The organism is Ruegeria sp. CDSA077, assembly GCF_059612265.1.
The window spans coordinates 228,845-240,501 of record NZ_JBXWQG010000003.1 but is presented as its reverse complement, the minus strand read 5'-3'; the positions used below and the strand labels follow the sequence as shown (position 1 = coordinate 240,501).

9 protein-coding genes and 1 pseudogene are annotated in these 11,657 nt (G+C 58.7%); 5 read left to right on the top strand and 5 right to left on the bottom strand.

Annotated elements, in window-relative coordinates:
- Positions 1–163: 163 nt before the first annotated feature.
- Entirely contained in the window at positions 164–400 is a 237-nt protein-coding gene (locus AC2FLE_RS10420; RefSeq protein WP_496696855.1) for a hypothetical protein, read from the bottom strand.
- 321 nt (positions 401–721) lie between these two features.
- On the opposite strand from AC2FLE_RS10420, the gene AC2FLE_RS10415 reads away from it, so the two are divergent.
- The 4 genes from AC2FLE_RS10415 (at position 722) to AC2FLE_RS10400 (ending at position 5,882) form a co-directional block, all read left to right on the top strand.
- A complete protein-coding gene (locus tag AC2FLE_RS10415; protein WP_496696853.1) occupies positions 722–2,353 on the top strand; it encodes an arylsulfatase in 1,632 nt (543 codons plus the stop codon).
- Between the two features lie 97 nt (positions 2,354–2,450).
- On the top strand, positions 2,451–3,428 hold the full coding sequence (locus tag AC2FLE_RS10410; RefSeq protein WP_496696851.1) for an HAD family hydrolase: 978 nt from the start codon (positions 2,451–2,453) through the stop codon (positions 3,426–3,428).
- Positions 3,429–3,484: 56 nt separating this feature from the next.
- Entirely contained in the window at positions 3,485–5,428 is a 1,944-nt protein-coding gene (locus AC2FLE_RS10405) for a multiheme c-type cytochrome (protein ID WP_496696850.1), read from the top strand.
- 145 nt (positions 5,429–5,573) lie between these two features.
- On the top strand, positions 5,574–5,882 hold the full coding sequence (locus tag AC2FLE_RS10400) for a hypothetical protein (protein WP_496696956.1): 309 nt from the start codon (positions 5,574–5,576) through the stop codon (positions 5,880–5,882).
- On the opposite strand, the pseudogene AC2FLE_RS10395 reads toward AC2FLE_RS10400, so the two are convergent.
- Together AC2FLE_RS10395 and AC2FLE_RS10390 are read right to left on the bottom strand one after the other, a co-directional pair.
- Positions 5,868–6,485, bottom strand: a pseudogene (locus AC2FLE_RS10395) (tyrosine-type recombinase/integrase); the annotation flags it as partial. The gene AC2FLE_RS10400 and the pseudogene AC2FLE_RS10395 overlap by 15 nt on opposite strands.
- A gap of 340 nt (positions 6,486–6,825) precedes the next feature.
- Positions 6,826–9,321 (bottom strand): adenosylcobalamin-dependent ribonucleoside-diphosphate reductase, encoded by a 2,496-nt coding sequence (locus AC2FLE_RS10390; RefSeq protein WP_496696849.1) that lies wholly within the window; start codon positions 9,319–9,321, stop codon positions 6,826–6,828.
- Between the two features lie 128 nt (positions 9,322–9,449).
- Here AC2FLE_RS10390 and AC2FLE_RS10385 point away from each other — a divergent pair, with 128 nt between their 5' ends.
- Positions 9,450–9,881, top strand: a complete 432-nt coding sequence (locus AC2FLE_RS10385; RefSeq protein WP_496696847.1) for a DUF1489 family protein — start codon at positions 9,450–9,452, stop codon at positions 9,879–9,881.
- On the opposite strand, the gene hisG is transcribed toward AC2FLE_RS10385, so the two are convergent.
- On the bottom strand, positions 9,882–10,571 hold the full coding sequence (gene hisG, locus AC2FLE_RS10380; RefSeq protein WP_271952535.1) for an ATP phosphoribosyltransferase: 690 nt from the start codon (positions 10,569–10,571) through the stop codon (positions 9,882–9,884).
- Entirely contained in the window at positions 10,568–11,656 is a 1,089-nt protein-coding gene (locus tag AC2FLE_RS10375; protein WP_496696845.1) for an ATP phosphoribosyltransferase regulatory subunit, read from the bottom strand. Before AC2FLE_RS10375 ends, hisG begins: the two co-directional genes overlap by 4 nt.
- Position 11,657 lies beyond the last annotated feature (1 nt).

Below are 11,657 nucleotides of genomic sequence, written 5' to 3'. Positions count from 1 at the left end.
GTGAAGATGGGTGAAATACTTGCCTGCAGGAGGCCTTTCCGAGAATTCGTCGAGGGGTCGGCCTAAAACTCGCGTTGACATTGTCCGGAGCTCTCAGGGCCCCTACCAAGCACAGGGTTTCAATTTAGCCGCCGTAACGTATTCTGGCGGAAAAATGCAGCCGTCAGATACTCGAGTTTTTCAACACAATCGGCTCATAGCGGCCATCGAAGCAAACGCAGCATCCTATGATATTGTAATACGTCAACGTCGGGTTGGCGCTGACGTCAGACATCTCCCATCCCTCTTCAGGCGGAATTTGTCCGGCACCTTGCATATAAATTTTCTGCACCGGATCGCCATAGAAGCCGAGACGGAAGCCTAGTGAAACCGCCTGCGCCGCTTCGCGGAGCGCATCCACAAAGGCCGGGTCTGTGTCCTGACTTTCATCCCGGAAAGCCTGCTGTGCGCGTGGGCCTCCGGCTTGTGCGCCAAGGACTCCGCTTGCAGGCCATGGCAGTTCCTGATGACGTGCCGGTCCGCAACGGCCTAGACACAATGGCCGACAACCGAAAGATTGCCCAAAAAAAAGAAAGTGTTGCGCCATACATTCAACTTATGGATAGTTGATCCCACTCGAAATGTTCTACGGGCGGACAAAGGCGAGCAAAGCCTCTCGCTTGGTGCTTGTCTGCGACCAACTCAAGTTTCACTGTTAGCGAATGTGAGGGAGTGACCGATTATGCCAGTTTCGTATTTGAACAGGGCCGTCGCGGCCGGGTTCCTGATTTTAAGCATTGGGATTGCGCCGGCGCTTGCCCAGGAAGGCAGCGCGGGCGGCAAGCCGAACGTTCTCGTCATTTGGGGCGACGACATCGGCCAGTCCAATATCTCCGCATACACAATGGGGTTGATGGGTTATCAAACGCCGAATATCGACCGGGTTGCCAGAGAAGGTATGATCTTCACCGACTACTACGGTGAACAATCCTGCACGGCTGGCCGGTCATCCTTTATCATGGGCCAGTCAGTCTTCCGTACCGGCCTTTCCAAGGTCGGCCTGCCCGGTGCCAAGGAAGGTATGCAGATCGAAGATCCCACCATTGCCGGCCTCCTCAAAGCCGAAGGCTATGCCACCGGTCAATTCGGAAAGAACCATCTGGGAGACCGGGATGAACACCTTCCGACGAACCACGGTTTCGATGTGTTTTTCGGAAATCTCTACCATCTGAACGCCGAAGAAGAGCCGGAAAACGAGGACTACCCGAAGGATATGGTGTTGGCAGACGGCACGACGTTCCTTGAACGGTTCGGTCCGCGTGGTGTTTTGAACGTGACCGCGACCTACGGCGAAAATGAAATCACCCAGAATATCGAGGATACCGGGGCACTGACCCGGAAGCGGATGGAGATTGTGGACGACGAGACATCAGATGCTGCAATTGCCTGGATGGAAGAACAGACCAACGCCGGCACCCCGTGGTTCCTGTGGTGGAGCGGCACACGGATGCATTTCCGTACCCACGTCAGCGAAGAGAACCGCGCGCTCGCGGATGAGCTATACAATGGCGAAAAAGCTGACGAATACACTGCCGGCATGATCGAACACGACATGGATATCGGCAAGTTCCTCGAAAAGCTTGACGAGCTCGGCATCGCCGATAATACCATCGTGTTCTATTCCACTGATAACGGCGTCCATATGAACACATGGCCGGATGCCGGAATGACCCCGTTCTGGGGCGAGAAGAACACCCAGTGGGAAGGCGCCTGGCGGGTGCCTGCTATGGTCCGCTGGCCCAGTAATATCGCGCCCGGAACGATCTCGAACGAGATCGTGCATCACATGGATTGGCTGCCAACATTCCTGGCCGCTGCAGGCAATGAAACCATCAAGGACGATTTGCTCGAAGGCATCACAGTTCCGGAAATGGCAGGCCGCGAGTATCGCGTCCATCTCGACGGCTACAACCTATTGCCGATGCTCAAGGGTGACACGGACAAGAGCCCGCGTAATGAGATCTTCTACTTCACTGATGACGGCGACCTCGCGGCGATCCGGCTCAACAACTGGAAGATCACCTTCCTCGAGCAGAAGGCCTGGGGGACTTTCCGAGCCTGGATGGAACCGCTGACGCCGCTGCGCGTGCCGCTGATCTTCAATCTGCGCCGCGACCCTTATGAACGTGGTTACCGGACGTCGAACACCTATTACGACTGGCTGCTCGACCATGCCTTCATGCTGGTGCCGGCCCAGGCTTATGTTGGGCAGTTCCTGGCAACCTTCGAAGAATACCCACCGCGGCAGGAGGCGGCTTCGTTCAGCCTCGACAAGGTAATGGAGAAGCTGTCGCAGCCGGGCGGCTCGCAGTAGACTCATCCCACTTCGCCCCGACGGAGTATTCCGTCGGGGCGCCTAATTTTCCGGTTGCCTCGGCATCCCTTTCCCTGCACTTGCGGAGGTTGTCCCTATGCGTGCTCTGCTATTTTCAATTCCTTTGACAATTCTGTTTGCATCAGCTCCGCTCGCTGACCCTTTGCCGTCTTGGACGGACACGGCCACCAAGGATCGGATCATTGCGTTTGTCGAAGGCATAACGGACCCGGATTCACCTGATTATGTCACCCCGGCCGCGCGTATTGCGACCTTCGACAATGACGGCACGCTCTGGGCAGAACAACCGGTCTACTTTCAACTGCTATTTGCCATCGACCGATTGAAAGAAATGGCCGCCGCTGATCCCGGGGTGCTCACGTCTGACGTGCTGCGGGCCGCAGTCGAAGGCGACATGGAGACAGTGGCCGCTTCGGGCACTGAGGGACTGTTGGAAATCGTCTCCACCACCCACTCCGGCCTGACGGTGGACGAGTTCCAGGCGGCCGTGCGCAGCTGGCTGGACACGGCCAGGCATTCCGGCACAGGCCTGGCCTATGACCAAATGGTTTATCAACCCATGCTGGAGCTCTTGACCTATCTGCGCGATGAAGGCTTCCGTACTTACATTGCCTCAGGCGGCGGCCTGCATTTCATCCGGGTGTTCTCTGAAAGCGCCTATAACATTCCGCCCGAGCAGGTCATCGGATCCATCGGAAATGGCAGTTATTCCGCCGGGGACGGACCGCCGCGGGTGATGAAGGACCCCGGTTTATTCTTCATCGACGACAAGGCAGGTAAGCCCGTTGCTATCGAGGCCCGCATCGGGCGCCGGCCGGTGATCGCAGTGGGAAATTCCGATGGAGACTTCCAGATGCTTGAGTGGACTACTGCGGGCGATGGTGCGCGGCTGGGCATCCTGCTGCACCATACTGACAGCGAACGCGAATACGCTTACGACCGTGAAAGCCATATCGGGCAGCTTGCACGCGGACTTGATGAAGCAGCCAGCCGCGGTTGGCTGGTAATCGACATGGCCCGTGATTGGGAGCGGATCTGGCCGAGCCGCGAATGAAGCCCTGCACCATCCCTGTGCATGAACGACCCAGAAAATCGGATGGCCCTCTGAAAATGCAGATTGTAGTCTTGATCCTTCTCTTGCTGCTGGGTCTGCCAGCGATGGCCCAGAGCCTTGACGGCTACTTGGGGTCGGATCGTTGCACCGGTTGCCATAAGGACAGTGCCGCAGGCTGGGCAGGATCGCATCACGCTCAGGCCTGGACAACGCCGTCGCGGGAGACGGTCGCAGGTGACTTCGGCGGAACGGCCTTTCACCATGACGGTATGACCGCCCGGTTTCAGACAGGAGCGGAGGGCGAATACTACGTCGAGGTGATCGAAAAGGATGGATCGCAGGCGGAATACCAAGTGCATTCGGTTGCGGGGACCGAACCGCTGCAGCAATATCTTCTCGAGACCGAACCGGGGCAGCTGCAGAGTTTTGACGTGGTCTGGGACACCGAAGAGGGGAAGTGGTTCCACCTTTATCCGGACCAGACCCTGCCTCCGTTGGATGGTCTGCATTGGACGGGTCCCTACAAGACCTGGAATGCGCGCTGTGCGGAGTGCCACGCCACCGGGTTCCGCAAAAACTACGACGCACGCCGTTTAAGCTATGCATCAACCCAGGTCGAAATAGGCGTTGGCTGCGAGGCTTGCCACGGACCGGGAAAGGACCACGTTGATTGGGCTGATACATGGGAAACGACAAGGACACCGCCGCCCGCAAACCATGGATTTCCTGTGGATTTCGCCGATCCTCGGCAGGCAGTCGAACAATGCGCGACGTGCCATTCCAGACGCGAAGCCAACTTGGACGGCAACCCGGTGCCAGGCACGCGTTTTCATGATGCCTACACGCTCGCACTTTTGCGCCCAGGACTTTACCACGCGGACGGGCAGATCCAGGACGAGGTCTATGTCTACGGCTCCTTTCTGCAATCTAAGATGCACGCTCGGGGCGTGACTTGCCTGAATTGCCACGGCGCGCACAGTCTGGACCTGAAGGCAGAAGGCAACGGCCTTTGCACCCAATGCCACAGCCCGGCGGGCAATCCGGACTTCCCAACACTCACAGCAGCAGACTACGACAGCCCTGCACATCACTTCCACCCGGAAAGCAGCGCTGGAGCGAAGTGCCAGTCCTGCCACATGCCAGAACGCGTCTACATGGGCAACGACTGGCGCGCCGATCACTCCTTCCGCATTCCCCGGCCGGATCTTTCGCCGGTGACGGGAGCACCGGATGCCTGCACCGCCTGCCACCGCAGCCAGGACGCAGCCTGGGCAGCTGCACAGATTTCCGCTTGGTATCCGGACGACAGAAACCGTGGCCGGCATTACGGGGAGGTGCTGGCGCGGGGACGTGCCGATGCGGCAGCGGCGGCCGGCGACTTGACCGCGCTTGCGCAGAATACCAGCCAGCCGGGCATCGTGCGGGCCACTGCGCTCTGGCTTCTGGAGCAGTCCAACGACCCGCTGTTCGCCGCTAGGCTGACAGACCTGCTGCGGGACCCGGATCCGCTTGTCCGCGCTGCCGCAGCCTCTCTGCAGCGCCTTGCACCGCTTCAGGAAAGGGGCAAGCGCCTGGCTGCTGTCTTTGCCGACCCTGCCCGCAACGTGCGCATGGCCGCTGCCCGCGCGATGCTGGGTGATACGGAGAACCGCCTCCAGAACGGAACCGCCAGAGAGCTGCAAGCCGCCATGGCTGAATGGCAGGATGCCATGGCAAACCGGCTCGATTTTCCTGAAACCCACCTCCAACTGGGCGGTGTGGCACTGACCATGCGCAACATGGGCATGGCCACATCCGCGTTCCGCGAGGTGGTGCGGCTGGATCCGCAACGGCTGGATGCATGGATGATGCTGGCCAGGATCACAGCGGCAACCCAAGGACGCGTTGCTGCCGCCGCGGTTGTGGCAGAAGCTCTGTCAGCCAATCCGGAACATCCCGCACTTCTGGCCGCACAGGCTGAGCTGCAAGGAAAACCTGCGCCGCAAGGAGATAGCGAGTGACTGCTCTTGCCAGAATCCGGAACCTCAGAGCGGACCGCTGAGCTGCTCAGCTTCTGCTATCTCTGAAGCCACCCGGCACACAATGAAACATTAGCTCAATAGGCACTGCCTATGAAAACGATCTTGACCGCAATCGTGCCGGCAGTTGCCGGCATCCGGGCCCGCGTCTGCTCAGAATACTAACTGGAACTACGAGGCAACGATCTACCTGTTCGCGCCCGAGACCAAAACCGCAATCGATACACCCGCATGGCAGATCAAGGGCGCACTCATGTTTGGCGACGCGCTTGAGAATCTGGACTTTGCCTTTATGGAAGCCTTTGCCGCCAGTAACGGGAAATGGAGCTTTCTCACCGACTATATGTACACGGACCTGTCCCTCGGCAACGACACGCCCGAGCCTGTGCGCTCGGAGTTGAGCACGTCGATGACGACCCAGATCCTGAACGGGTAGAGCATCTTCAAATTCGACGCCCAGATATCGAACAGTACTGTCGATTTTGGTGTGACCTAGCAGCAGCTGGGCAGCGCGGAGATTGCCAGTTTTTCGATAGATTTCCGCAGCCATTGTCCGGCGCAAATAATGCATGCCGTACCCACTCGGCTCTAACACGATGGCCGTCACCCAATCGCGGACAATTCGACCGTACTGTCGCCTCGAAATGTGTTGGCGGTCGTGAAACCGGCTGAGAAACATGAAACGGCAGCGGATCATTTCCGGTGACGTGATCCAAGGGGCAATCGTATCGCGCGTGTTTTCAGGGAGTTCGAACTGAACGGGACGCCGAGTTTTGCTTTAGATAACGGACACCCTTTCGCGAACGCGATCATCCCTCACCAGGTCGGTGACGGCCAGTTTCACCAGATCGCACCCGCGAAGCTTGCTATCAATCGACACATTGAACAGCGCAAGATCGCGCAGGTTGTCCACCAGTTCGAGCCACGCGCGGATCGCCCAAACCTGTTTCGGAAGCAGCGGCCGTTTCTGGCCGACAATCCGGCCCATATTCCAGGCTTTTCGTTTCGGAGTGACGGCGGGAAGTTGGACTCTTGGCATGATTTGCCCTCCGATCCTCCCTCCATCCCCAGACATCAGCACCGCGCTGACGAAGTTATCGTACAAGCGGAGTGAATGCCTGCTCTCGGAAGTCGGCCGAGAACACCATTTCTGCCGATGCATTCGGCAGCTACGAGCCCCTTGCCAATTGCTATTGGCGTCCGCAGCGAATGACCGCTTCAGCCCAGCGACATCTCATTCGTTTGTCCCTGTCAGAGTTGCGAACGGCGCCAGAAGAAATCCGAGGCCGTTTACTCATTCCATCAACCAAAATGACCTATTGAAACGTTTAGGTCATGTCGTGTGACACGTCACATACAACAGAATCCACTACTTCAGCTCACCCGCATTTAGAGTGACCGCAGCTACGGCAGGTCATGCATCCTTCGATCATCACCATGTCGAACTGACCGCAGGACGGGCAGGCTTTGCCGCGGGGGCCGTCGAGGTTGACCACTTGCGCCTGAGGGTCGGATTTCAGCCCCATCCCTTCGCCCTCAAGGAAGCCGATATTGATCAGGTGCTGCTCGATCACTCCGCCAATCGCGGCCAGGATCGAGGGGATGTATTTGCCTTTCACCCAGGCCCCGCCACGCGGGTCGAACACCGCCTTGAGTTCCTCGACCACAAAGGACACATCACCGCCCCGACGGAACACGGCCGAGATCATGCGGGTCAGCGCAAGCGTCCAGGCATAGTGCTCCATGTTCTTCGAGTTGATGAACACTTCGAAGGGACGGCGGCGGCCACCGATCACGATGTCATTGATCGTCAGATAGATTGCGTGCTCGCTGTCCGGCCATTTCAGCTTATATGTCGACCCTTCCAGAGATTGCGGGCGGTCCAATGGTTCGGACATGTAAACGACATCTCCGTGCGGCCGCATTGGCTCGCCCTCCCGCTCAGAAACCGTCTCTTGTGAGCTTTCCAGGCCAATATCCTGCAGCAAATAGATCGTTGGGACATCGAAGCACGCAGCGATTTTGTCTACAAGTTCTCCGCTCGCACTTCCATTGGCTTCAAGTTCAGTAATTCGACGGGCAGTCACCCCGACAGTTTGAGCCAATCTTCCGACAGACCAGTCCGCCCGCTCACGCACTTCTTTGAGGTGGTCACCCCAGACGACCAGTTCGTCTCGTTCAGATTTTACAGTCAGGACCGACCCCGTCACATCGTTGGGGCGATAGGTCGTGCACCCTTTGCAGCCCTGATCCCAGGCCTGCATGTAGACATCTTTGAAAGCGTCAAAGCTGATATCCTCGGGGCAGTTGATCGTCTTGGAAATCGAGCTGTCGATCCATTTCTGTGCCGCCGCCTGCATCTTGACATGATCAGACGGAGGCAGCGTCTGCGCGTTGACGAAATAGTCGGGCAGGTCCTTATCACCAAACTTGTCGCGCCACATCTGAACGGCGTAATCCACGACTTCTTCTTCGGTGCGTGAGCCATCTTTTTGCAGGACCTTGCGCGTATACGCATAGGCAAAGACCGGCTCGATCCCCGAAGAGACGTTGCCCGCGTACAGGGAAATCGTCCCCGTCGGGGCAATCGACGTCAGCAGCGCGTTGCGGATGCCGTGTTCGCGGATCGCATCGCGTACGTCATCATCCATCTGCAGCATTGTGCTGCTGGCCAGGTATTTCTCGGCTTCGAACAAGGGAAACGCCCCCTTTTCCTTTGCCAAATCGACCGACGCCAGATACGCGGCGCGGGCGATTGCGTGCAACCAGCGCTCGGTCTGACGCGCCGCCTCGTCAGAGCCATAGCGTAGACCCAGCATCAACAGTGCATCGGCCAGCCCGGTGACACCCAAACCAATGCGGCGTTTATCTTGCGCCTCGGCCTCTTGTTCGGCCAGCGGGAATTTCGAGGCGTCGACCACATTGTCCATCATGCGAACGGCGGTGGCGACCAGCTCTTGCAGCGCGGCCTCATCCAGATGTGCGGCATCCTCGAACGGTCCGGCCACCAGACGCGCCAGGTTGATCGAGCCCAGCAGGCAGGCGCCATAAGGCGGCAGGGGCTGTTCGCCGCAGGGGTTCGTCGCCGCGATGGTCTCGACATAGCTGAGGTTGTTGGCCGCATTGATCCGATCGATGAAGATCACACCTGGCTCGGCATAGTCGTAAGTGGCCTGCATGATCTTGTTCCAAAGATCGCGGGCCTGGATGGTGTGATAGACCTTGCCATCAAACACCAGTTCCCACGGACCATCGGCCTTGACTGCCTCCATGAACGGATCTGTCACCAGAACCGACATGTTGAACATGCGCAGACGGGCCGGGTCGGATTTGGCGGTGATGAACTGCTCGATATCGGGATGATCGCAGCGCATGGTCGCCATCATCGCTCCGCGGCGCGACCCCGCAGACATGATCGTGCGGCACATCGCGTCCCACACATCCATAAAGCTCAGCGGCCCCGAGGCGTCCGCCGCCACCCCGTGTACATCCGCGCCACGCGGACGAATGGTTGAGAAATCATAACCGATCCCCCCACCCTGCTGCATGGTCAGCGCGGCCTCTTTCAACATATCGAAAATACCGCCCATGCTGTCTGGTATGGTTCCCATGACAAAACAGTTGAACAGGGTCACCCGGCGTGCAGTGCCCGCACCGGCGGTGATGCGTCCGGCGGGCAGATATTTGAAATCCTCCAACGCCTCAAAGAACTTGTCTTCCCAATGAGCAGGGTCCTGTTCCACGCGGGCCAGATCGCGAGCGATACGGCGCCAGCTGTCTTCAACCGTTTGGTCGATGGGTGTTCCATCCGCCTGTTTAAAGCGGTATTTCATGTCCCAGATCTGCTCGGCGATGGGGGCGGCAAAGCGGCTCATTGGTGATTCCCTGTCTTGAAAGAGGTATCCAGATTAGCCCAATTCGCACCTTCACCACAACACCTTGATGAAGCGGTGCAGAAGGCTACAATATAAAGGTAGCCTTGGGACGACTCTGTGGGAAAGCTGTGGATAAGTACGTAAACCTCATAAAACTGTCCGTCGGATCAGAAAGCGTCGACACGCTGATCGCATGGCAGGAGAGTCGCATGCCTCTGTACGAGGACGGATTGCCGCGCCACGTGACACGCATGTGGCCCAAACGCGAGGCAGAGATTCTGACTGGCGGATCAATCTATTGGGTGATCAAAGGCGTTGTGCAATGCCGTCAGCGCATCCTACGAATGGACGAAGTGATCGGGGATGACGGCATTCGCCGCTGCGCCATTATTCTGGATCCTGAGGTTCATCGCACCCAGAACGCCCTGAAGCGCCCCTTTCAGGGGTGGCGTTATCTCAAGCCCGAGGACACCCCCGCCGATCTGCCAAAAACCCGCGCGCAGGACGATGCCCTGCCCGATGATCTGAACCGCGCGCTGGCGGATATCGGCGTGCTGTAATCAGGCCAGACGGTCGAGCACCTCAGTCAGAACATCCTTGTCTTCGTCCGTATACTTGGCCACCCGGCTGCGCCATAGGGTTGCCTGCGATTGCAGGATCAGCCCGTCTGTCAGGATTTTCAGGTGGTTGGCGCGCAGGGTTTCCCCCGTTGACGTGATATCGGCAATCGCTTCGGCGGTTTCATTCATTACCGTGCCTTCGGTCGCCCCCTGGCTGTCGACCAGCGTATAATCGGCCACGCCCGCATCTGTCAGAAATTCACGCACCAACCGGTGGTATTTGGTGGCAATCCGCAGGCGGTGGCCGTGGGTCTTGCGAAAAGCCGCTGCCGCCGCGTCAAGGTCATCAAGCGTGTCCACGTCGACCCAGCAGGCTGGCGTAGCGATGATCAGATCGGCCTTGCCAAACCCAAGCGGAGATACTTCTTCGACCTGCTGTTCCCAGCGCGGCAGTTTTTCATGCACCAGATCAATTCCGGTGACGCCAAGATGAATGCGACCAGCAGCCAATTCACGCGGAATTTCCCCCGCCGATAACAGGATCAGCGAGACACCCTCGATCCCTTCCACCTTACCGGCATATTCGCGGTCCGACCCACTGCGAGACAGGGTGATGCCGCGCTTTTCGAACCACGAAAAGGTCTTTTCCATCAACCGGCCCTTTGAAGGCACGCCCAGTTTCAAGCTCATTGCGCGTCCTCCTCAATCTCCAGCATCAGGTCCGGGCGCAGCACGCCGCCAACTGCGGGGATTTCTGCCCCTTTGCCCAAGTGGCGGGTCAGTGCATCATAGCGCCCCCCAGTGGCAATGGGCGGCAAATCCGGCCGGCCCTCGGCGTAGAAACCAAAGACAAACCCATCATAATACTCCATCGAGGTCCGGCCATAAGACGCTTCGAAATCCAACCTGCCCACATCCACGCCGCGCGCTTGCAAGGCCGCGATCCGCGCCTCAAGCCGGTCCAGTGCCGGGGTGATCTGCGGCAAGTCCACCGCCACGTCGCGCAGCTGTTCAAGCGCAAAGGGCATGGTTTCGCGGACGTTCAGCAGGGTTTCCAACCCGGCCAGTTCGTTGTCGGAAATCGGTGGGATATCACGATCCTCACGCAGGGCTTCGATCCGCGCCTGAATTTCAGAGGCGCGGCGCTTGCCGATCATAGGCGCGGCGGTTGCCAAAGGGTCAGCAGCCTCGAGTAAGGTCTTGCGTCCTTCAGGCCCCGGCTTGCGCCCAGCGAAACGGTCCAGCAAGACGCGAAAACGGCGGGGCCGCCACAGATGGCGCATCAGGGCCGCCTTGCGCCGGTCGGAAGTCCTCAGCCCCTGGACAGCAGCGGTCAGAATACCGATATCCCCGGTTGCCGCCCGCAGGGGCAACCCACGCAGTTGCAACGCAAACAGCGAAAACACTTCGGCATCGGCACTGGCCGGATCGGTGCGATCAAACACCTCATACCCGACCTGGGTATATTCATTCGCGCGATCCGGATCGTGTTCCTGCCGCCGAAACACCTCACCCGAATAGGTATAGCGCGCCGGTTCGGCACCGTCGGACATGTGCATTTGCACCACCGGCAGCGTAAAATCCGGGCGCAGCATTTGTTCACCATGCAACGCATCCGAGGTCACGTAAGCACGGGCACGAATGTCTTCCCCATAGAGGCCCAGCAACGTTTCAGCCGGTTGCAACAGAGGCGGATCAACAACCCGGGCACCTGCGGTCTCGAAACGCACCCGCATCATTGCTGCGCGCGTCTGTATCTGAGTACGGTTGGCCATG

Excerpts from the sequence above, each read along its gene's own strand:
- AC2FLE_RS10415 (WP_496696853.1), top strand. The coding sequence starts at position 722 with ATGCCAGTTTCGTATTTGAACAGGGCCGTCGCGGCCGGGTTCCTGATT.
- AC2FLE_RS10410 (WP_496696851.1), top strand. The coding sequence starts at position 2,451 with ATGCGTGCTCTGCTATTTTCAATTCCTTTGACAATTCTGTTTGCATCA.
- AC2FLE_RS10405 (WP_496696850.1), top strand. The coding sequence starts at position 3,485 with ATGCAGATTGTAGTCTTGATCCTTCTCTTGCTGCTGGGTCTGCCAGCG.
- AC2FLE_RS10390 (WP_496696849.1), bottom strand. The coding sequence starts at position 9,321 with ATGAGCCGCTTTGCCGCCCCCATCGCCGAGCAGATCTGGGACATGAAA.
- hisG (WP_271952535.1), bottom strand. The coding sequence starts at position 10,571 with ATGAGCTTGAAACTGGGCGTGCCTTCAAAGGGCCGGTTGATGGAAAAG.
- AC2FLE_RS10375 (WP_496696845.1), bottom strand. The coding sequence starts at position 11,656 with ATGGCCAACCGTACTCAGATACAGACGCGCGCAGCAATGATGCGGGTG.